This is a genomic window from uncultured Microscilla sp. (assembly GCF_947493425.1).
GTDB lineage: Bacteria > Bacteroidota > Bacteroidia > Cytophagales > Microscillaceae > Microscilla.
In genome coordinates this window covers 56,059-80,121 of sequence record NZ_CANLRP010000015.1, presented here as the reverse complement: position 1 = coordinate 80,121, position 24,063 = coordinate 56,059, and the positions used below count along the sequence as shown (strand labels likewise).

Sequence of the window (24,063 nt, the reverse complement as noted above, 5' to 3'; positions counted from 1 at the left end):
TGATCCTGCAAGCCATTGAAGGCAAAATCCGTTTGATAAGTGTGGATGAAAAAACAGGTATTCAGGCCTTAGAACGTCAAATGGTTTCTTATCAGGGAGGCCAACGAATAGAGGCTGAATATATCCGTCACGGCACCACTTGCCTACTAGCCGCGCTCGAAGTGGGTAAAGGAGAGGTTGTTCATCATATGTTAAGTGATACTCGTAAAGAGGAAGATTACTTAGCCTTTATTCAGGGTTTGGTCAGCAAATACGCGGGGGAAGAGCAACTCATTATATTGGCTGATAACCTGAATACTCATATGTCCGCATCACTTGTGGAATGGGTAGCCCAAGAAATTGGGTACGAAGCAGACTTGGGGACTAAGAGGTATAAAGGCATTTTAAAGTCGATGGAAAGTCGTAAATTTTTTTTGGAAGACCCGACCCATCGGATCAGGTTTGTTTATACACCCAAACATTGTTCGTGGTTAAATCCCATTGAAAACTGGTTTGCCAAACTGCAAAGGCAGGCCATTAACAAAGAAAGTTTTGAGTCCAAACAATACTTATTGGAGGAAATTGACAAATATATCCAATACTATAATACCTACTTAGTCAAGCCCTTCAAATGGAAATTCAAGGGGTTTAATAAAGACAAGCAATGGCAAGGATATAATATAAAAGGAACTTAGTTCCTGGCGCACTAGGGACTAGGTGCAAGGTTCTAGGTATACCCTGTTCCACAAGTATCTACACTTTTTATATCACGTTGATTTTCAGTTGTTTACAAAAAGCGTAGTTAAAAGCCCTGACAAGGTTCTAGGTATACCCTGTTCCACAAGTATCTACACTTTTTATATCACGTTGATTTTCAGTAACTTACAAAAAGCGTAGTTAAAAGCCCTGACAAGGTTCTAGGTTCTAGGTACTAGGTGCAAGGTTCTAGGTATACCCTGTTCCACAAGTATCTACACTTTTTATATCACGTTGATTTTCAGTAACTTACAAAAAGCGTAGTTAAAAGCCTTGAAAGGGTTTTAGGTGTTAGGTATGCTCAGTTCTGTGGGTGGCTATGTTTTTTCTATGGAATGGTGAGAAATTAAATTACCATTCTTGAGGTAGAGGTTTTGTTTTGAGACGAGGCTATTTTTTGCGCCCATAGCAGCGCTACGGGCAATAAAAATAACGAAGTATCAAGGCGAAAAATCACCCCTCAGAGTGTAAATTTATTTTTGAACAATTCCTATCATATTGACTTTTAGTAACTTATAAAAGTGAAAAGCTTAAGGCTATTTGCCAAAGGGCATACCTAGAGCCCTTATAGACTATTAAATATATATAACCAATGCATCATATACAAATCATAGAATACCAAAACCAATACCGCCAACAAATCATTGATATGGTATTGCATATTCAGCAAAAAGAGTTTGGCAGTACTATTACGCTCGACGATCAGCCTGACCTCAGTGACATTCCTGCTTTTTGTGAAAAATGGAATGGTAAATTTTGGCTGGCTATCAATGCAGAGGCTCAAGTAGTAGGCACTATTGCCCTGCTTGACATTGGCAATCGTTGGGCAGCTTTACGCAAAATGTTTGTGCGTGAAGATCATCGAGGAAAAACCTTTGGAGTAGGGTTGGCGCTGCTCAATGGCTTGTTTGCCTGGGCTATCCATCAAGGCATACAAGAAGTGTTTTTGGGGACTACTGCCTGGTTTTTGGCAGCCCATAGATTTTATGAAAAAAACGGTTTTATTGAAATTCCTAAAGATTCGCTTCCTACCAGTTTTCCAGCAATGGATTTGGATGTGAAATTTTATCGAAAATATTTGGATGTGTCAGCTCAAACCTAATAAACAAACTTACATCGAAGCCTCAAAATGGTAAAATAACGTGCCAGCTTTGCGCGGAAATTTTATTTTTCACAGTGGTCAGTTACATGATTGATTGAACTATTTCAGCTTCAATTGCTTACGTTTTTCAGCCTATTTGTCACCCCTTTTGCTCGCCAAATCGTCACCCAAAATATTTGAATCGGGCGGGAATTTTGCCGATTTTTATAATACCAATTATTTAAAACATCGAGCATCATGAAAAAAATCGTCATCAATATTCCGGAGGTAAAATGGAACATCAGAGCTATGTTTGACAAGCTTATAAAAAGCTTGACTTATGAAGTAGATGAAACAGGAGAAAAGCTTCCCAAAAATAAAACAAAAAAGCCTATTGAAAAACAAGCAATCTTGCACACACAATCAAAATCAATACAAACAACCGCTGTCAATGACAACACACCATCGCTTTTTCCGAAAACTCAAAAAAACTCACGCACCAATAAAATTCAGATACAAAAAGAAGATTTAGCCTTGATTTCTACAGCATTGATTCGCTACAAGAAACACCTTGCCCAAAGCAACCAGCTTGAAAAAGCGCAAAGAGTGGGTACCCTTGATAAAATGTTTTATGAAATGATGCAACCTGCTAAGGCATCGGGTGAAACTGTGGCTCAACCACTGTCGAATTTGTCGGAAAGATACAGGCAAAACAAAAGAGAGCGAGCGACAAATTTGGGGTAGAAAAAGCAGTCAGCTTCGAGCAACAAGCGACAAGGAGTTTAACCTTGTCGCCTGCAGCTTGTGGCCGATTACCTGTAGAAACTAAAATCTCACCATGGCATTGAGCAAAAACGACCTGCCCGGTGCTGGAATCAACGAGTTGTAGTAGCCCTGACTTCGTTGGGTAAAATCATTGCCACTGTTGGCACTGCGCACCCCTGGCAACATATACAGGTGGTTAAATATATTATTGACCTTGATCATCAGCCTTACCATCCCTACATTATACGCCACATTTCCATTAAAAATAGCATAAGGTGCCAAGCGGTAATCTTGGTCACGGAGTGGGTTTCTGAGGTAAAGTTCTCGTTCGCCTACCATATTACTTCTTAAATTGATATGAAATCGTTGAATAGGAATATGCACTCCTACATTGAGCTTATGTGTAGCAATATCGCCCAGGTTAGCTTCTCCATCTATCCATTCGCCCGCTTGGTGGTCGTAGGTAATGCCACTTTTTACATCAGTATAGTTATAATACAAATAGCCCTTGATGTCGCCCGAATTGGGCAAAGGGTTAGGCAGGTTGTAACTTAATTTGTAGCCCAACCCCAGTATTTTACGTTGTCCGGCATTTTCTGCTTCCTCTTTTATCACATTGTTATACAAGGCATAGTAGCCTACTATTTCGTGTAAAAAACGCCCCGACTTATGCAGTAAATTTACTTCCATATTTTGTACTTTCTCCGGCTTCAGGTCAGGGTTAGCGCTTCTACCGTTCCAGCCCCCCCACAAAGAACGTGGCGATGGCTCTTGAAACGCCTCTCCATACAATAGCTTGATAGCAGAGCGACTGTCGGGCTTAAAAATAAGCGATACCCTGGGGTTGATTGATTGCCCGTATACCGAGTTGCGGTCGTAGCGTATCCCTGTATTGAAACGAAACTTGCCTACATCAAATACCCCCAAAAAATATCCACCTACATCGTGGGTGATTACCTCATTTTCAGAAGGAACCTCTCGGTTGGGAGTAGGCGATATAATAAACGAGGGATCAGTACTAAGTGTAATACCTCCACCTTGTCCATAAGGACCATCGGGGTTTTCTAAAGTCAATGAACTATAAGACCCTGTCCAATAACCAGGTACATCGTAGTTTTTGGCAAGTGTTTTTCGTTCATATTTTACCCCAGTAAGCAACTGAACGTGCTTGCTGAGTTTAACGTTTAGATTATCTCTAAACAGTACACTACTACTGAAGGTGTTCCAATTGGTATAGCTCACATAAGAGTAAGCCTCTCTGCCTGGGTTCCAGTCTGGTTCAGCCTCTGCCCAATCGCCCCAAATACGCGAATTACGGTAGAGCAATGTTGCATTGTTGCTGATATTACCTTTATCAAAACTGTGGCGTAAATAGTACTGGTTAGAACTATTGTTCCAACCTGCATTGTTTTGGGCACGGTCTGCCACAAACTCATTGCCGTAGCCATTGTATCTTACCCACTTAATAATGCCTGCTTCGAACCCGCGATAGGCAACATTGGCCACTAAACCAAACTCTTCGTTAAGGCTGCGGTGACGTCCCAGTCTTTCCCCCCTTATTTTGAGCCCAAGTAATGGACCCCAAATGTCTTGATTGCCGTACAGATCATCCGACAAAAAATGCCACCGATCTGATATGTCTTCAGCCTCGCTACGAAAAGCCCGGCCAGACACAGAGTAGCGTAAGCCTGCTACATTCCCCCTTACACTGGCATCTATTGCCCCAGTTTGATTGCTGCCACCGATAAAGTTAATATTCCCCTTATTACGTCTAAACTTTTCCCGTTTAGTTACTACATTGATAATGCCCAGAAAAGCATTAGGGCCATACACTACCGACGCAGGACCCGACAATACCTCTATGCGTTCGATAGAACTCATTGGAAACTGTTCGCCAAAGGCAGCAATGTGCGACCATAAGTCATTGGCAATGACTCCGTCTATCATAAACAAGGTTCTTTGTGTGTTTACAGTACGGTAACCTCTTTGGTAAGCATTGACGTAAGAGTTGCCCCCTGATACCGGAATCAGGTCAAAATCGGGCAGGTCGGCTACTACCTCGTGCAAACTGGTATACCCTCTGTCAGCAATGTCTTTTGCCGTAAGTACTACCATAGAGGCAGGGGCATCCAGTACTGTTTCTTTTACCCCAGATGCAAGGGTACTTTTGGTACTTAAAATGTCACTTACCGACAGTTTGTACAAGCGAGTATTTGAGGTGTCAGAGATTTGGGCAAATCCCTGGGCAATGAACCCCCACAGGCCTAACACCATAATGAATGTCCTTTTTTTCACTGGATATTTTTTTTGATGAGATAAATAAAAAGTTAAAAGCTAATCTAAATGAGTTATCACAAGCGTAGTTGTCAATCACATTGTCTGTATTACCAGAGCAAATCAGGCATTGAAACTTCCAGGTGATGGTAAATTTTTCTTAAAGATGTTGAATAGTGCTATTTTGGTGGTGTCTTTGGTTAGATGCTGGGCTGTAGGACGGTTGCTTATCAGAATGGTTAGGTTGTAGAAGAGTAACATGATCATTTAATGTTACTCTATTTAAACTTAAAATTTGTGTTAATAGTTACTTTTTGATTAAATATTTTGTTTTTTATCATTATTTAGATCAATTATTTGGTATTGTAGGTTTTTGATCGGATTAAATAGGTTGTCAATGTAACATTACTTGGTAAACCAAGTAAACTATAACTGAAACTATACAGTTACTAACACCCATAAAAACACTATGAGTAAACGTATCAATGATCGAGGCATAGAAATAGATTTGTTATTGGATGACAAAAACCTGCCCAGAGCAATTATTCGCTTGCTTGATTTTGTGCAAGATTTTAGTACCAATGCAAGCCATGTAAACGCTGCTTTGGAGATTAGCACCAATCAAAAACAAATTATCCGCGATCAGGAAAGCCAAACCATCACCTATGAACAAGCCCTCCAGCGCACTGCTGAGATTACTCAACGTATCAGACAATTAAAACAAGACATTGCTGATGTATATTTGCTGGCGGTGCACGTAAACGCGGAGAATACCCGACAGGTACAAACCGAAACGACTGAACCGACAAATGTAGCAGGAGAAGAATTTAAGGAAACCATGCCCATCTTGATGGAGTGTTTTGGCTTGAGCAAATATTACCGAAAATCAGGTTTTAGTTTGTCAGGCATAGACTTGCACCTGCGTTTGGGCGAGATTACCGGAGTAGTAGGGGAAAACGGTAATGGAAAAACTACCTTGTTTAAAGTAATTACCGGGAATTTACAACACGATGCCGGAGTGATAGCTTTTCCGTTGTTGCAAAAGCATCAAGCCAGTAAAGATAAGGTAGACTGGATTGAGGTAAAGTCTGAAATAGCCTATGTAGAGCAAGAATTACCCTCGTGGCACGGCACGCTTAAGCAAAATATTCACCTTGAGCTGGCGCAACACGACATCAAGGGAGCGTATAACGAGCAAAACACTGCCTATATACTTGAACGCCTGGGCTTGACCGAACACGCCGACAAAAAATGGTCAGAACTATCGGGAGGATATAAATTGCGCTTTGCTTTGGCAAAAGCCTTGGTGTGGCGCCCCAAACTGTTGGTAATAGATGAACCCCTTGCCAACTTGGATGTACGTTCGCAACGCATTGTATTGAACGACTTGAAAGACCTTGCCAAAAGTGCCAAATACCCTATAAGTATCATTATTAGTTCACAGCACTTACACGAAATAGAAAGTATTGCCGATAACCTGATGTTTTTGCAAAAAGGACGCATGGTATTTAGTGGTGATAAAAATAACATAGGAGATGCCCGTCTTCACAACTTTTTCGAGCTTTCGTGCGTGTTGGAAAAGAGGGCTTTGGAAAGTTTACTTACTGGTTTGCCTGTTTCAGAGATAGAACACAACGGTTTGTCTTATGTGATTACAGGCAGTAAAGAACTAGACGGACAGAAAATATTAGAAACACTCGTTCAAAACAATGTAGAAGTAGAGTATTTCAGAAACATTAGCAACTCAGCCAAAAGGCTATTTTTGTAAGCCAACGTATACATAAACACTGAAACACTAGATCACGATGAAACCTGAATTTCTTAAAAAAATTGATAATTATTTATTAGTCAACTACCCAGTCTTATGGCAGTCCCGGATACTTTGGGTAGGAACCTATTCGCTGGCTTTATTTGCCTTGTTTTATTTTTTTGGCGATCGGTTTGACTATGAGCCTTACGAAAATGGAGAGTTTAGTTATTATTACCACGAACGGCAAGACCGGGTCATGTTTGGCATATTGCCTTTGTTTTTAAGTATACTCACACTCTTTTATTGGTTGTATACCCAGTACCAACAAAAAATAGACTATAGCAAACTGTCATTGGGTGGATTTACCGCTACTACTTTATTGAATTTTGCCTGTGTGGTTTTACTCTTTTTACCCGCCATTGGTTTGGCATACAGTACACTCGACTTTCCCCGTAACCTTGAAAATACCTGGCTGGGGATTCAAACTGTAGTTACTTTAGCTACAGCAGCTTCTATACTCCCTTTTATATTACGTCAATATACGATCATAGAAACCGTGCTGGTTATCTTTTTTGGTTTTGTTTATTGCATTGGGGTAGCGTTGGTTTTTGCCGGAATATTAGAAGTAAAAGGCGATAGTGTAATGGTAACTATATTTGTAATAAACTACCTGGCGTTTTTAGGGTATGTATTGGTCAAATTTGCCAAACGAGAGATTACTCAAAATCTTAAGCGCCTTGCGTTGCTTTGTGTGTTGGCGTTGCCTTTGGTTGTTCCTGCCTTTACTTACTATGCAGGGTATTATAACTACAGAATAGAACGCGCGTATGAATATGCCTTGGGTTTCAAAGGTGATCCTTTTACCCTGAAATGGATGGTGTTGCATGTAGTTACTGTCCTTACTACTTATAGCCTGTTGGCTTATTTTATGTATCGTTCTATGGTATTTCCCGTTAAACGAAAGTAAACAGATATTATCGCACTATGGCTTTTGACAAAATTAAACCTGAATTTCTTAAACGTTTAGACCATTACTTGCTGGTAAACTACCCGGCAATATGGCATTCTAAAATAATATGGGTAGCCTTTTACTCCCTATCTTTGTTTGGTCTGTTTTATATGTTTGGCGATCATTTCGACCAAGAGGCAAGCAACACAGCCCATCACTATTTCTACGAAGGCGACGACTTTGTAATGTTTATAGGTATTCCTATGTTTTTGGCAACTTTGATGGGTTTATATTGGCTATATATTCAATATCAACAAAAAATAGACTATAGCAAACTATCATTAGGAGGGTTTATAGGCATTGCCGGGCTCAATTTTCTTTGCATGGCACTCATCTTTTTGCCTATAGTAGGGTTGGCACTTAGCACACTTGACAGACCCAGTAATCAGACAAGCGCCATGTTTATGGTACAGATGTTTTTGAGCATGGCCACTTTTACCTCAGTACTGCCCTTTATTTTACGTCAATACAAGATCATAGAAATCGTGTTAGTCATTTTCTTTGGTTTTATTTATAGTATGGTAGTAGGTGGACTTTTGGCAGAAATATTCAACAAGGCAGCACTTGGCATGTATGTGGTCAATTTGTTAGCCTTTGCAGCTTATGTAGGGCATAAGTTTTACCACAGAACATATAATCAAAACACCAAGCGCCTGGCGTTGTTTTGTTTGTTGGTGCTGCCAGGGTTGTTTCCTGTGATGTTACACCTTTTAGGTATTTACAGCTCTTATGGTGCTGCCTATCTGGCAATGGCTTACAACAGTGAAGGTGAACTCTTTTTGGGTCTAAAATGGTTGCTTACCAATATTGTAGCCATTATATTGATCTATAGCCTGATTACACGCTTTATGTACAAGTCTATGGTAGCCCCTATGTTGAGGAAATAAGTAAACATTAAAAAACAAAAAATGCCGTGTAGCTCTGAAGTTACACGGCATTTTTTGTTTTAGAGCACTTGAACCAAGTATCAATCTTTTGCTTCGTCCTCTTTATACACTTTGATTAAGTCAGTATCCAACTCTTCGTCGTCTTGTTCCAGGTGAAACTCGTCATACTCTTCGATAATTTGCATTTTATTTTTGCTGTACTTTCCATTGTCAAACGACAGCAGCATAGATGGAAGCAAAATAAGGTTGGCAAGCATAGCCGACATTAAAGTGATAGAGGTAAGCCCACCTAAAAATACAGTACCTTGAAATTCGGACGATACAAATACAATAAAACCAAAAAATAAGATGATAGAGGTATAAATCATTCCAGTGCCCGTTTCTCTCAAGCTTTTAAGAATAGCATCAGGCACATTAAACTTATTTAAAAACAACTCTTGTCGGTAACGGGCAAGGTAATGAATAGAGTCATCTACTGCTATACCAAAGGCTATACTAAATATAAGCGCAGTACTTGGTTTAAGCGGCACCCCCAGAAAGCCCATCAATCCGGCAGTAATTGCCAGCGGAATAATATTGGTAATAATAGATACTAAAATCATCCGGAAGGAACCAAACAACGCTGCCATTAAAATAGAGATGAGTAAAATAGCCAGTAATAAGCTGTTTTTGAGGTTGTTAACCAAGTACTTGTTTCCTTTGATAAACAAAAGGGTGGTACCTGTGATATTGACTTTAAGCTTGCGTGGGTTAAAAAACTCCCTGGCAACATCCTGGGCAATATCGGCTCCTTCGCTTATGAGTTCTTCATCGCTGAGCTTAGAGTAGTCAACGGCTTTTTGTTCGTAAAATGTTTTGGCAACCAATGGCCGTACTACCTGATTGACCAACGAATCCATCTTGATGGAGCCTACATCAGCTACTTTGAGCGAAATACGCATGGTTTGTCCAGTGCTGTCTACAAAAGCAGTAAGCAACTTAGAGGTAGGGGTTACCTTTTTATCTTTTTGGTTGGTTTTGAGGTATTGTATAATAAAGCCTTGATCGTTGCGGGTGGGCAAGCTATAAAACGACGAATCGTTTCGGTAATATGCCTGGCGGGTAGCTTTTATAAAATTGATCATAGATACAGGAGGCGAGAGCAAGGTGATTTTTCTCAATTCCTTTTCAAACTCATCTACCTTTTGTAAATTACGTAAGCTCATTACCCCTTTTTTGCGTCGTGTATCTATCACAATTTCCAGTGGCATTACCCCGCTAAAGTTTTGTTCAAAAAAAGCCAGGTCACGTTTAATTCGGCTTTCGGGAGGAATATCGTCTACCATAAACGCCACCATTTTCATTTTAGAAATACCAAAGCCACTCAATGCCAAAATAACTATCAATACCAAATACACTTTTTTGCGGTGATTGAATACAATATTGGCAAAGGTAGTAAGCGTAGCGTTGAGGTGCCTGCGGTCGAGGTGGGTAAGCTCACGGGGCTTGGGCTTGGGCAAAAAGGAGAAAAAGATTGGTAACAGTATAAGGCTCACCACAAAGGTACTCATGATGTTGATACTGGCCACAATACCAAACTCACGCAAAATGGTGATTTCCATAAAGCTAAACACAAAAAAGCCAATGGCAGTGGTAGTATTGGTCATCAGGGTAACCACCCCAATTTTACGGATAATGGTACTCAGGGCACGTATTTTACTTCCGTGACGACGAAACTCCTGGTGGTATTTGTTGAGCAAATATACTGCATTGGGTATGCCAATCACCACCAGGATAGGTGGTAACAGCCCCGTAAGAATGGTAATTTCAAACTGGAATAGCCCTAGCATCCCCATGGTCCATACCACCACCACCGCAATGATGACAATAGGAAACAATACCGCTTTGAGCGATCGGAAAAATAAAAATAAAATCAAAGCCGTGGCTCCCAATGATACTACCAGCAATAGTGTAAGTTCTTTGCCTACCTTGGTCATCATCATAGAACGCACCACAGGTACTCCGGCAAAGTGCAGTTCAATCTGGGTATTTTCGGTAAACTTATCGGTTAATTTGTATATCTTCTTGATGAGTACATCGCGGGCGGGTGAGTTGAGAATGTCGCGCTTCATAGATGCCAATATCAAGGTGGCACCATTTTCGGCATTGACCAGTTGGTTTTCGTAAAACTTGAGCGTTTTGGCAAAGTTGAGCAAGCTATCTAGTTCTTGCTGGGTAGCAGGTTTTTCACTAAATACAGGTTTGCCCACAAACTTGCGGCTTTCGGTATCTTTTACCAAGTATTGCATGCGGGGCAACGACAACACCTGCGTGATGCCCTCCAGCTTTTTTATCTCGTCAGCAAGCTTTTTCAATTCATTAAAATTGGCAAGCTTATAAACATTCTTGTCTTTCAGACCAATTGCCACAATGTTACCATCTTCACCATATTGGGCTTTAAAATTTTTGAGGTATTTAAAATCTGCATCAGACGGAGGTACTAGTTGAGCAAGTTCATAGCTCTTTTGCACCTTCAGGGCGTGGTAGCCCATAAAAGCTGTAATCAATGCAATAATTACAAGGAATACAGGACGGCGTTTGAGTATGGTATGGGCAATTTTAGTCCACATAAAGATCGTGTTTTGGTGTTTTATGATAACCCGGTATTTTTAAAATTCTAATGAGCAAAGCTAAGGATTAACCTTTGAAATATCCAATAAACAGTACGTTGCCCTCAGCTTAGCTGACGCAATAACCAAAAAAATCAAAAAAAAACTAACAAAGTTATATAAAAGCTGTGCGTTATCGTATTACAATTACCTACAACAAGAAAAATATGAAAACTGTTTTTTTAACACTGTTTGAGGCAAAGGGAAACACTGCCCGAAAAGGTCTTTGGTGCATTGGTTTTTGCCTTTGGTCAACAGGACTTTTTGCCCAGTCTTCTGCTGTACACCACTTTACTCTGGGGCAACAAAAGCGTAATGAAGGCAACTATGCCAAAGCCGTGACCCACTTTACCCGTGCTTTAGAGCTAGATGCCAGCCTGGTTCAAGCCCATGAGTTGCGTGGATATAGTTACGCCCGCTTGCGCAAGTACCACCAGGCGCTCAAAGACTACAACAAAGCCTTGGCAATGGGTTACGAAAATGCTATGCTCTATCTCAACCGAGGGTGGGCTTACTACAGCCTGGGTAATAAAGATGAGGCCTGTATCAACTGGGAAAAGTCGAACCTGATGGGTTATAAAGGGGTAGAAAAAATACTGAAAAAACATTGTGGGTTTTAGCCACTTAGAGAAAAAGGAACAAGCTGATTGTTTTTGATTGTGCCCCTACCTGGAAGCGTTCAGTTAACTGTATTTTTCGAAAGCATCACCACTGACAATCAGTAAATTAAAAATTATAAACACAATTTTGTGAACACTACCCCTTACCTTAAATCTGCCTCTGTTCACTGATTTTTTCCCGCTATTCGTTGATTATCCTGCTACTATTCTCTAAAAACTGCGTTGGTTTATATATAACATCCTATTTCGTATAAGAATAATAAACTATGAGTATAATTTTAGCTATAGAATGGTATACCCGTTGGGGGATCATATTAGGTATACTTGCCCTGCGTTATTTTGTGGTAGCGGGCATTTTCTTTACCATTTTTTATGTCATTCGCAAAAAATACTGGACCCACCGCCGTATTCAAACCCGCCAACATCAGGATCAACAGTATTGGCAGGAAATTAAGTATTCACTGAGTACTATGTTTATCTTTTCTATCATTGCCATTAGTATTTTGTCATTCAAAGAGCACACCCTCATTTATCACGACATTAGTCTGTATGGTTGGATCTATTTATTGGCAAGCTTTCCCTTGATGGTGATTCTTCACGACACTTATTTTTACTGGACTCACCGCTTGATGCACCACCCCAGGTTTTACCGCACCATGCACCGCACTCACCACCTGTCACACAATCCGTCGCCTTGGGCAGCCTTTTCTTTCCATCCGCTCGAAGCCATCGTAGAAGCAGGCATTTTCCCTTTATTGGTATTTACCATGCCCCTGCATCCTTTAGCTATATTTACCTTTTTGCTGTTTATGATGACCCTCAACGTAATAGGGCACTTGGGTTATGAGATTTACCCCAAAAACTGGACACGCCATTGGTTGGGACGTTGGCAAAACACCAGTACCCATCACAACATGCACCACGAGTTAGTCAAGGGCAATTATGGACTCTATTTCAATTGGTGGGACAAATGGATGGGCACCAACCACGAGCATTACCTGCAAAGGTTTGATGAGGTAAAGGCAAGAGAAAAAACGAAAATGGAGAAATCCATGTAACCTGTATTGTAAGTAGGTGGGCACTTGTTGATCAAATAAATATTTGTACCTTCCTTGTATTATTTGTCATGGGCAAATTAACAAACTTAAAACAGCTTTTAAAGATTGAATATTATGATAGCAACACAAGAGAATGAGGGTAATCAAATTTTTTTTCAACAAACCATGCCAGACAATGTTTGCTTTGGCTGTGGGCACGAAAACCACGAAGGGCTAAAGATAAAAAGCCATTGGGAAGGCGATGCCAGTGTATGTGTGTGGGAGTCGCAAGAAAAATACAATGGCTGGAAGGGCATCATGAATGGAGGTATTATTGCTACCATCATAGATTGCCACACCATGGCAACAGCTACTATGCACGCCTATAAAGTTGAAGGTAACCGCCCCTGGAACAGCAACCCTGAGTACCGTACTGGTACCCTTACTGTAAAGTACCTAAAACCCACCCCAAACGATGTACCTGTAAAACTAGTGGCTAGAGTAACCGAAGTAAAAGGACGCAAAACAGTGATGACCTGCGAGTTGTGGTCAAGTGATCAAAAAACCGCTGAAGCCGATGTAGTGGCTATTCGAGTATACGACAGCAGTCAACAGAAGGGAGATAACCCCTTTAAGGGATAGTCAATGATGGTTAGGGGAAGTATGATGCTCATCTTTTTATAAGTTTTAGCATCTTACTTGCCCACTGACTCACTTCTCTTATTTGATGTGCAAGTTCTATGTACGTTCCCATTTCAGGTATATACCTTAATTTCATTACTTACCTACATTGTAGGTGTTTGCAAACGACTAAAATGTAAGCAAAAAGTTTCCCCCTCTCTATTCGATTTTTATCTTAGTTTACCATCATTACTACTTCTTTTTTTATAAAAAAAGTTAAATGAAAACTTGATATAATTATATGTTATACTTGTAGAGTTTCCTGTAATATAATTTTATGTATATTTTAAGTGAAAATATTGTAAACTTTTGATAATCAGAAGTATAGCATTTGCTTTTGTATTTGTTTTCAGAATGTTGCAGGGGTACTTTGGTTTTTTAGAAAAATAATCTATCAAGATAATACCAAGCTTCGCTAATAAATTGGGAGAATGTGACCTATAACAGAATTACCTTTGTAATGTAAAGAAAAATCTGCTAATGTGTTGTTCCCCGAAAATAGGTAGGAGGTTAGATGATTAAATTTGATCATACCCAATCAAGATGTTTCTATACAGATAATTTCTTTAAGTACTTCGGAAAGCTAAAAGGTCTTTTATTGGACAATAAGGCATTACCATTGATAATGTTTTTAGCTTGATATATTACACCTTTGCAGACCCAATTTATTACATTTTAACGATAAAAACGATGCGTAAAAACTTACTACAGTATAAGCTGTGTGTACTCATGATCATGTGCTGGACTATGAGCGCCTGGGCGCAAAAAAGCCCACCACATTATAAATGTGGGCATTTACCCATGCATAAAAAATTACTACAACACGCCAATCCCTTGCTAAAGCAGCAAATAGAAAACGCACGCCAAATATTAGAAAAGCAAACCACCGAGTTTACTACCCTAAGTGCACGTAAAAGTTCTGTCAGTCAAAGCGTACTTACTATCCCTATTGTATTTCATGTAGTGCATGATGGCGGAGCAGAAAATATTTCAGATGCTCAAATTATAGAGTCGGTAAAACAACTCAATGAAGATTTTAGTGCTACCAACCCAGGGGTAGGCGACGTGGTAGATGCGTTTAAACCATTGGTGGCCAATGTGGGACTTAAGTTTGTGCTTGCCCAAAAAGACCCCAATGGCAACCCTACCACAGGTATTACCCGTACCCGCTCTTCTCATACTTACAATGGGGGCAATATAGGACTCAAGCAGTTGATTCGCTGGCCAAGAAATATGTACCTCAATGTATGGGTAGTACGTAGCTCTGACGGAGGCAATGGTTCGGGCTTTGCCTTTTACCCATCTGGTACAGTAGGTTCTAACGCTGTTTACGATGGAGTAGTAGTTTCGCATTGGGCAGTAGGGCGTACCGGTACTGCCGCCGCGACTCACTATAAATTGTTAACTCACGAAGTAGGGCACTGGGCAAACCTAAAGCATATTTGGGGAGGCGATACCAGCAATAGTGACGATAGTGCATGCAACGATGATGACGATGTAAGTGACACACCTAATACCAAAGGTACTACAGGTTGTGAGCTGACCGCTACCAGTTGTGGATCTTTAGACAATAACCAAAACTATATGGATTATGGTACTTGTTCTGAGATGTTTACCGAAGGGCAAAAAACTCGTATGCTTGCTGCAATGAATTCAAGCGTGGGTGAGCGTAACAACCTTTGGACTCAAGCTAACCTGGATGCTACTTTATATTCTTCGGCTACCCCAAGAGTTGTATTTGCCAAAACTACTTTTAGCGAAAGCAAAACCAATGATGGAGGCATAGACGAAACCATTGAGTTAAACTTATTAGACGGAGCTACTTTTAGTACTGCTTCAGGCGAACTTGATGCCTCAGCTTATAGCATTACCGGGCTACCTACAGGTTTTGCAGCTCAAATTACTATTGTGGACAATACTACCGCTGAGCTTGTTTTGCAAGGCAGTACCGACCCACACGCTAAAGACAATAGTGTGAACGACATTAGTATCAGCTTTGACGCATCAGCGTTTGGAGTAGTGGTCAGTAATTTGACTACTGCGGGCATTGGCATTGACTTCATTGACCCTTATAAGATAGTATACAAAGACGTTGACGACTTGCAAGTGACTACCAGTGCAGTATGGACAGCCTTTAACCTGGAGTTTGGCGATGCTACCTATGGTCTTTTTTACAATGCAGAGAAAGCTTCTTTTCAGTTAGAGTCTTATGGCAAATCAGCTGTTTGTGAGGCAGGTACCCGCAACATTGTGCCATTGTCATTCAATACAGTAATAGGTTCTGCCAGCCAGTGGGAAGCCGGAGAAAACTATCCTAATTTGTTAGATGTAACCAATGCTACCCACACCGCCTGGAACGGTAAAACAGCTTATGTAGGTTTGCGTTTTAGCAATGCAGGCAGCATACATTATGGTTGGCTTAAGCTAGAAGTGGCTGCTGATGGTCAATCTTATAAATTATTAGAGTATGCTTACCATGAGCAACCCGATGCGCCTATCCGTGCTGGGCAATCTATGCTTGACGTAGGTAACCTGTCAGTATCTAAAACAACATTGAAAGAAGATGCTTTTGCCAATAATGGTTCAGTGAGCGAAACTACCCTGTTAAGTTTGTTAAACGGTGAAGAATTTAACCAAAACACTGGTGAGCTTACTGCTGGTACTCATTTTAGTGTGGCTAATTTACCTGCTGGCTTATCGGTTAAAATTGATGTGTTAACGGCTACTACGGCCGAGCTTTCTTTTACTGGAAAAGCAACTAACAATGATGAAACACACAATGTAAGCAACTTACAAGTCACCATAAAAGCAGCGGCTGTATCGGGCAACGACGATTTATCATTGCCTACGCTCAGCATATTGTTTATGGATGAGTATCAAATTGTTTACCGTGACGTAACCCCCGATTCTGAGGTAACCACTACCAATGTTTGGGATTTTTTCAGATTAGATGTAGGGAATGCCGATTATGGTCTCTTTTACAATGTCGAGAAAGCTTCTTTTCAGTTAGAGTCTTATGGCAAGGCTGCAGTTTGTGAGGCGGGTACCTACAATATGGTTCCACTTCCATTGCATACTGTCATTGATTCACAAAGCCAATGGGAAGGGGGAGCTGCTTACCCCGATTTATTGACTGTAACCAATGCTAATTATACTGCCTGGAATGGTAAGACTGCTTACGTAGGCATTCGCTTTAGCATTGATGGTAACACCCACTATGGCTGGCTTAAATTGGAAGTAGCTGCTGACGGTAGTTCTTATAAATTGCTGGAGCATGCCTATAACGAACAACCTGAGGCGGCTATAAAAGCAGGGCAAACCGAGAAGACTGATGACGATGAATCTAAGGTTCCTGTAGCAGCTTTTAGTGCCGATTCTACTACTATTTTTGTAGATCAAAGTGTTCAATTTACCGATGAGTCTACCAATAACCCTACAAACTGGACTTGGATTTTTGAGGGAGGCGATATTACGACTAGTAATGGTGAACGCAACCCAGTAGTTACTTATTCCAAAACGGGTACTTTTAGTGTAACCCTTATGGTAAGCAATGATGAAGGTGCCGATACCTTAACCAAAACAGCTTACATTACAGTAGTTGAACGGCCAGCTCCTATTGCTGCTTTTACGGCCAATACAACCAATATCATGGCAGGCGAAAGTGTCACTTTTACCGATGAGTCTCTCAATGATCCTACTTCGTGGGAATGGACTTTTGAAGGAGGTACACCTGCTACCAGTACTGAGCAAAACCCTACTGTCACTTATGATCAACCTGGGGTTTATACTGTCACCCTTACGGTGGCTAATTCATCAGGAGCCAGTATCGTCATCAAAAAAGAATATATTCTAGTAAGACCTGCTTGTGACTATTGTGACTTTGCCAGTAGCCGGGCTGATTTTGAATACATTGCTGGAGTAAAAATGGGTAATATGAACCATACTTCGGGTGCTACCGAATACAGCGATTTCAGAGAACAAATAGCTACGGTATTTTCAGGAAAAGACAATGCCATTGAGCTGACTCCTGGTTTTGCTGGTACTGAATACAGTGAGTACTTTAGCGTATGGATAGATTATAATGGTGACTGTGATTTTGACGATGCCGGAGAGTTGGTATATACCTCAGAAGGTACAACAAGCACAGTAACAGGTATGATTGCCATTCCTGCTGATTTGCAAGGAATGACCACTATGCGCGTTGCTATGCGATTTAGTGGTGTTACTACGCGTCCTTGCGGTAACTTTGCCGATGGTGAAGTAGAAGATTATACCATTAATATTGTACCTGGTGATGGTGACAGTGATGATGATGACGACGATGATGATGACAATGACGACGATGATAACGATATTGATTATTGTGATGCTAATGCAGAGAATACTAATTCTGAATACTTTATCAGAGTACAGTTAGGAGCTATTGACAACTCTTCGGCATCTAGTGGCTACGCCGACTATACAACAATGTCAGCCAATGTCAGCCGCGGCCAAACTCATAACATGGTAGTAACAACAAACATAAGCTGGAATGCAAGTAAGTTAAGTGTATGGGTAGATTGGAACCAAGATGGTGACTTTGACGACAGTAACGAGGCTACGATATTAACGGGTGTAGGACCTTATAATGTGGCTCTTCAAGTACCTACCGGAGCAAAATTAGGATCTACCCGTATGCGTATGCGTATATCTTATGCTAACGCGTGGAGTGGACCTTGTGGCGATGGTTGGACTGGTGAAGTAGAAGACTATACCGTTAATGTAAAAGAAGCAAGCGGTAGTTCACAAGAAGCCGAAACTGGCAAGCCAAAGATTATACTTGAAGCAACCGCTTATCCTAACCCGAGCCCTAACGGACAGTATACTGTGGAAGTACCTGCCAATGGACAAGCACAGCAAATGAATATTCGTGTATTCAGCTTGCAGGGTAATTTGATAACTTCTAAAACTGCCGAAGGTAACCGTACCACTTTAAGTTTGCAAGGGTTGGGCAAAGGTTTGTACCACATGCAGGTGATTAGTGGAGGCAAAGTATACAATAAGAAACTGATTTATCGCTAATGATAAATCAAATATAAACTTTGTAAGCGTTTGAATCATTTCTCACATTAATGAAGTAAAGCGTAATAAATTTAATAGGTTGTCTGTTTTTCAGGCAACCTATTTTACGTTGACAAGGGTACCAACGCTGGAAGCTGCTCCTTTGTAGAGCAAGCAATTACTGGTTTGTCCTCGCTAAACCTACTGAATCTCTTAATCTATGGTATATAGTCAGGTTTTTTTGTACTTATTTACCTGTTTGTTTACTTATTTCAATAATAATAGGTTAATATTCTGGTTTTAATGTGTTATTCAGTAAAAAATACCGTGTTTTTTGTAAAAAATTAATCTTTATACTGAATTTACCCTTTGATTATCAAGATAGTACCAACTTATGCTAATAAAACAGAAGAGAGTTGAATTTTGTCAACCTATATTTGCATTAAATAAATTTATCTATATTCCGCTATTTTAAAAAAGGCCTTTCTATAAAATATGTTTCTACTTGGGTAGAATCCGGAATGACTACTACAACCAATTATCAGAGAAGATTGTCATATTACACAATGACAACTCACGCATTAACAATTGACTGATTGTAAAAACTGTGTCGTAAAAGACCAGGATAAAAAGATTGGGATTTGATGGGAGGAGTATGACTGAACTTACTCACAAGCGAACCTAATGAACGTTTCCTACACACACTTTTAATATTACACAAACTAGTAGACCAATGTTGACAAAATCACCTTTAAGGCAAAAAGAAAGCTTATATATACGCTTGTTTGGACTCTTGGTAGTCCTGTTGACTATGAGTAACAATGGCTGGAGCCAACAAATCCCTCACTCTACCAAATGTGGGCATTTACATATGCACCAAAAGTTGATGCAACATACCAACCCAGCGCTAAAGCGACAAATAGAACATGCGCGTCGTGCTCTGGAAAACAAAACTGTTCAGTTTAAAAAACAGCAAGCCCGGCAAAGTTCTGCCAGCCAAAGTGTACTTACCATTCCTATTGTATTTCATGTAGTACACGATGGAGGCATAGAAAATATATCAGATGCTCAAATTATAGAGTCGGTAAAACAACTCAATGAAGATTTTAGCGCTACCAACCCAGGGGTAGGCGATGTGATCAATGAGTTTAAGCCATTGGTAGCAAATGTGGGACTTAAGTTTGTACTTGCCCAAAAAGACCCCAATGGCAACCCTACCACAGGTATTACCCGTACTCGTTCTTCGTTTACTTATAATGGAGGCAATATAGGTCTCAAGCAGTTGATTCGCTGGCCAAGAAATATGTACCTCAATGTATGGGTAGTGCGTAGTTCGGACGGGGGCAATGGTTCGGGCTTTGCTTTTTATCCATCGGGCACAGTAGGCACCAATGCTGTGTACGATGGTGTGGTAGTATCACATTGGGCAGTAGGACGCACCGGGACTGCTGCTTCTACTCACTATAAATTATTGACCCACGAAGTAGGGCACTGGGCAAACCTAAAGCATATTTGGGGAGGCGATACCAGCAATGGTGATGCTGCTGCTTGTAACGATGACGATGATGTAAGCGATACGCCTAACTCTATTGGAACTACTGGTTGTGAGCTTGCTGCTACTAGTTGTGGTTCGTTAGACAACAACCAAAACTATATGGATTATGGTACTTGTTCTGAAATGTTTACCGAAGGGCAAAAAACTCGGATGCTTGCTGCAATGAATTCAAGTGTGGGCGAGCGTAACAACCTTTGGACTCAAGCTAACCTGGATGCTACCCTGTATTCTTCGGCGGTTCCACGCCTTTTGTTTGCTAAAACCACTTTTTCTGAAGGCATTGCCAATAGTGGTAGCATAGACGAAAAAATTGCATTAAGTTTATTGGATGGCGCTACTTTTAGTCAGTCGTCAGGTACCTTGTCTCCATCACTATTTTCGGTGAGTGGTTTGCCCACTGGTTTGTCTGCTCAGATCACGATCTTGAGCAGTACTTCGGCAGAGCTTGCTATTAATGGAACGGCTACTAGCCATGCCAAAGCAAATAGCATAAACAATATCGAGATTACTTTTAATGCTTCGGCATTTGGTATCAATGTGAGCAACCCTACTACCTCAGGGGTAGGCATTGACTTTCTTGACCCCTACCAAATTGTATATGAAGACATATCCGATCTGGAAGTAACTACCGGGGCTGTTTGGAATGCATTTAACTTGGATTTTGGTAATGCTGCTTATGGTGCTTTTTACAATGCTTCTAGTAGCGCTTTCCAACTGGAAACCTATCAAAAAGCAGTGGTTTGTGCGGCAGGTACTCGTAACATTACCCCTTTAAGCTTTAATACTTTGGTAGGTGCGGCAAGCCAATGGGAAGTAGGAGGAGCTTATCCTGACTTACATAATGTAAGCAATGCCACCTATACCGTTTGGAACGGTCAAACAGCGTATGTAGGCATTCGTTTTAGCAATGCAGGCAATACGCACTATGGCTGGATAAAATTCCAGGTAGCTGCCGATGGTCAATCTTATAAAGTGTTGGAGCATGCCTACCACGAGCAGCCCAATGCAGCAATCCGTGCTGGTCAGACAATGCTTGACAACGGTAACATAGCAATATCTAGGTCTGAATTGCCCGAAAGCACTGCCAATAACGGCGCTGTAAACCAAACAGTGACCCTAAGCTTATTAAACGGAGTCAATTTTAGTGTAGGTGCAGGAGCCCTTACTGCAGGTACCCACTTTACTGTTGCCAATGTACCTGCTGGTCTTACCACTACTATTACCGTAACCAATGCCAGTGAAGCAATACTTTCTTTTACTGGAGTTGCCAGTAGTCATGCCGCAGCAAATAGTGTGAGTGATGTCCAAATAACTTTACAGGCAACTGCTTTGTCGAGCAGCAACAACTTGACTTTGCCTGACCTAAGCATTGACTTTATTGACCCTTACCAAATCGTATATGTTGACATAGAACCCAACCCAGAAGTAAATACACTCAGTGTTTGGGCATCATTTAATATGGGCATAGGCAATGCCGTGTACGGGATCTTTTACAATGCCGAACAATCATCGTTTCAGTTAGAAACCTATACCAAAGCGGTCGTGTGTGATGCAGGTACTAACAATATTACGCCTTTGGCTTTTAACACCATTATTGGAGCATCAAGCCAATGGAAAGTTGGAGATGCTTATCCCGATTTGCACGCTGTAACCAATGCCAGTTATACCACATGGAACGGTCAGACTGCCTATGTAGGTATTCGTTTTAGTGCAAACGGCAATACACATTATGGTTGGTTAAAGCTTCAGGTGGCTGCCAATGGTCAATCTTACAAGCTGCTGGAATATGCCTATAACGAAGCCCCAGGAGAACCCATCAAAGCAGGAAACATTCATGATGATGGAGGTGTGATTGCACCTTTAGCAGCTTTTTCGGCCAATCTAACTACCATCAACGCAGGGCAAAGTGTAAGCTTTACCGATCAGTCAAGCAATGCTCCTACTGCGTGGGCTTGGACGTTTGCCGGAGGAAGCCCAGCCAACAGTTCAGCACAAAACCCACAGGTGACTTACAGCACTCCTGGAACTTATGCTGTAACCTTGACAGCTACCAATGCCGGAGGAAGCAATACCTTGACAAAAACTGCTTATATTACAGTAAATACAGCGACTGGTTGTAATTATTGTACTGCGACAAGCAATCGCTCAGACTACGAACACATTGCAGTAGTGAAATCAGGTGACTTTACCAATACTTCGGGTGCATCTAACTATACCGACTTTACCGGGCAGGTAATTGAACTAAAATCGGGTGAAGACAACACCATTGAACTCACCCCAGGGTATGCAAGTACTCCTTATGATGAGCACTTTAAAATATGGATAGATTATAACGGTGACTGCGATTTTGACGATGCCGGAGAGTTGGTATACACCTCAGGTGGTACTCAAACTACAGTGATCGCAAACATTGCCATTGCTGCCGGAATAAACAGAACTACCCGTATGCGGATTGCCATGAAATATAATGGAGCAGCAAATAGTCCTTGTGGAAGCTTTCCTGACGGTGAGGTAGAAGACTACACCGTAAATATTAGTGAAATTATTGATATTCCTGCTCCGGATTATTGCACGGCTTCTGCTCAGCAAACCGATTCAGAACATATCACTCAGGTACAGCTAGGCAGTATCAACAATACTTCTGCGTCAAGTGGGTACGCTGACTATACTACACAGTCTACTACAATGACCCCTGGCCAATCTTATGCCTTGACAGTAACCCCAAGTGCGAGCTGGTCAAGCAGTAAATTGAGCGTATGGGTAGATTGGAACCGTGACGGTGATTTTGACGACAGTGGAGAGGCTACTGTGATTAACGGAAGCGGTCCTTACAACATCAACTTAAATGCCCCTGTTGGAGCCGCCTCAGGCGACGTCCGCATGCGTATCCGCTTATCTTATGGCACCTCATTGAGCACTGCTTGTGGTGATGGCTGGACTGGTGAAGTAGAAGATTATACCATCAATATTTCGGGAGCAAGTGGCGCACAGGCTGGAACACACCAAGGATTTACCATTGGACAAGGTGCACAGGCTTATCCTAACCCAAGCATCAATGGAAACTATACTGTGGCCATACCTGTCAATGCTCAGGAGAAGTCATTGATTAGAGTATTTAATATGAGAGGCAAGTTGGTGAAAACCAAAAGCATTGAGCATAAACAAGCCAATCTTAGTTTACAAGGTTTGCCCAAAGGATTGTATCAAATGCAGATTACCAACGGAACAAGTGTGTATACTAAAACATTGATTTATCAATAATCTTTGTCAGGTACAAGCACATAGTAGCTTGTATCTGTTTTTATAAAACCTTACCTCAATAGTACTCACACGATTTTTACCATCGATAACAACAGGTTGTTGACCATTGTCAGCAACCTGTTTTTTTGGTAACAAATAAGATTTACCTCCTGCTTGCACCTTGCTTGCCTAATTGTTTAGTTTGCAATAGCTAAACCCTAAAAAACATGAAATACAATACTGAAATAGACATCAATTTACCTTTAGACAAGGTAGTAGCCCTGTTTGACAATCCCGATTGCCTCAAAAAATGGCAGCCTACTTTGCTTAGCTTTAGCCTGATAAGTGGTGAACTAGGGCAACCTGGGTCTCAGGTGAAGCTAGTCTATAAGCGAGGTAAAAAAGGGCGGATGGCAATGATTGAAACCCTGATCAAGCACGATTTGCCAGAAGAACTATTGGCCACTTATGAAGCCCCCGGAGTACTGAACCATCAAAAAAACACCTTTATTGATTTGGGCAACGGCAAAACCCGGTGGCAGTCAGCTACTGAGTTTAAGTTTTCGGGAATGATGAAAGTTGTTGCGTTTTTATTAGGTAAGAAAGGTTTTCAAAAAGAAACCATGAAGTTTCATCAATTATTCAAAGACTTTGCAGAAAGCAACCCCGAATAGGAGAGGTTGTTATAAACAAAAACCCCTGAAATAATACATCTCAGAGGTTTTTACTCAAGTATTGTAA

The 24,063-nt window shown here is 41.0% G+C and carries 14 protein-coding genes; 12 read left to right on the top strand and 2 right to left on the bottom strand.

Annotation, left to right across the window (positions count from 1 at the left end):
* From Q0954_RS06660 to Q0954_RS06650, 3 genes are all read left to right on the top strand, one after another.
* Positions 1 to 674 (top strand): transposase (locus tag Q0954_RS06660; RefSeq protein ID WP_299455244.1); only part of this gene is annotated, 674 nt, incomplete at its 5' end.
* A 653-nt stretch (positions 675 to 1,327) separates the two neighbouring features.
* Positions 1,328 to 1,837 (top strand): GNAT family N-acetyltransferase, encoded by a 510-nt coding sequence (locus tag Q0954_RS06655; RefSeq protein WP_299455241.1) that lies wholly within the window; start codon positions 1,328 to 1,330, stop codon positions 1,835 to 1,837.
* 237 nt (positions 1,838 to 2,074) lie between these two features.
* Positions 2,075 to 2,560 carry a hypothetical protein gene (locus Q0954_RS06650; protein ID WP_299455238.1) on the top strand — a complete coding sequence of 162 codons (486 nt, stop codon included), beginning with the start codon at positions 2,075 to 2,077 and terminating at the stop codon, positions 2,558 to 2,560.
* An 81-nt stretch (positions 2,561 to 2,641) separates the two neighbouring features.
* Here the strand turns inward: Q0954_RS06650 and Q0954_RS06645 are convergent, their stop codons facing one another.
* Entirely contained in the window at positions 2,642 to 4,855 is a 2,214-nt protein-coding gene (locus tag Q0954_RS06645) for a TonB-dependent siderophore receptor (protein WP_299455236.1), read from the bottom strand.
* Between the two features lie 469 nt (positions 4,856 to 5,324).
* Here Q0954_RS06645 and Q0954_RS06640 point away from each other — a divergent pair, with 469 nt between their 5' ends.
* The 3 genes from Q0954_RS06640 to Q0954_RS06630 are packed head-to-tail and all read left to right on the top strand — an operon-like array spanning position 5,325 to position 8,501.
* Positions 5,325 to 6,623, top strand: a complete 1,299-nt coding sequence (locus Q0954_RS06640; protein ID WP_299455233.1) for an ATP-binding cassette domain-containing protein — start codon at positions 5,325 to 5,327, stop codon at positions 6,621 to 6,623.
* A gap of 37 nt (positions 6,624 to 6,660) precedes the next feature.
* On the top strand, positions 6,661 to 7,572 hold the full coding sequence (locus tag Q0954_RS06635) for a hypothetical protein (RefSeq protein ID WP_299455231.1): 912 nt from the start codon (positions 6,661 to 6,663) through the stop codon (positions 7,570 to 7,572).
* A 17-nt stretch (positions 7,573 to 7,589) separates the two neighbouring features.
* Positions 7,590 to 8,501 carry a hypothetical protein gene (locus Q0954_RS06630; RefSeq protein WP_299455229.1) on the top strand — a complete coding sequence of 304 codons (912 nt, stop codon included), beginning with the start codon at positions 7,590 to 7,592 and terminating at the stop codon, positions 8,499 to 8,501.
* Positions 8,502 to 8,581: 80 nt separating this feature from the next.
* Here Q0954_RS06630 and Q0954_RS06625 read toward each other — a convergent pair whose 3' ends face one another.
* Positions 8,582 to 11,110 (bottom strand): MMPL family transporter, encoded by a 2,529-nt coding sequence (locus Q0954_RS06625; protein WP_299455227.1) that lies wholly within the window; start codon positions 11,108 to 11,110, stop codon positions 8,582 to 8,584.
* A gap of 206 nt (positions 11,111 to 11,316) precedes the next feature.
* Here Q0954_RS06625 and Q0954_RS06620 point away from each other — a divergent pair, with 206 nt between their 5' ends.
* The 6 genes from Q0954_RS06620 (at position 11,317) to Q0954_RS06595 (ending at position 23,996) form a co-directional block, all read left to right on the top strand.
* Positions 11,317 to 11,769, top strand: coding sequence for a tetratricopeptide repeat protein (locus Q0954_RS06620; protein WP_299455224.1), 453 nt, complete (start codon positions 11,317 to 11,319; stop codon positions 11,767 to 11,769).
* A 266-nt stretch (positions 11,770 to 12,035) separates the two neighbouring features.
* Positions 12,036 to 12,827, top strand: coding sequence for a sterol desaturase family protein (locus tag Q0954_RS06615; RefSeq protein WP_299455222.1), 792 nt, complete (start codon positions 12,036 to 12,038; stop codon positions 12,825 to 12,827).
* A 114-nt stretch (positions 12,828 to 12,941) separates the two neighbouring features.
* Positions 12,942 to 13,448, top strand: coding sequence for a PaaI family thioesterase (locus Q0954_RS06610; protein WP_299455219.1), 507 nt, complete (start codon positions 12,942 to 12,944; stop codon positions 13,446 to 13,448).
* A 729-nt stretch (positions 13,449 to 14,177) separates the two neighbouring features.
* Positions 14,178 to 18,548, top strand: a complete 4,371-nt coding sequence (locus Q0954_RS06605; protein ID WP_299455216.1) for a GEVED domain-containing protein — start codon at positions 14,178 to 14,180, stop codon at positions 18,546 to 18,548.
* Positions 18,549 to 19,260: 712 nt separating this feature from the next.
* The gene (locus Q0954_RS06600; protein WP_299455215.1) at positions 19,261 to 23,343 is read left to right on the top strand and encodes a GEVED domain-containing protein; all 4,083 of its coding nucleotides are present in this window, start codon (positions 19,261 to 19,263) and stop codon (positions 23,341 to 23,343) included.
* Between the two features lie 206 nt (positions 23,344 to 23,549).
* A complete protein-coding gene (locus Q0954_RS06595; RefSeq protein WP_299455213.1) occupies positions 23,550 to 23,996 on the top strand; it encodes an SRPBCC family protein in 447 nt (148 codons plus the stop codon).
* The last annotated feature ends 67 nt before the right edge of the window (positions 23,997 to 24,063 follow it).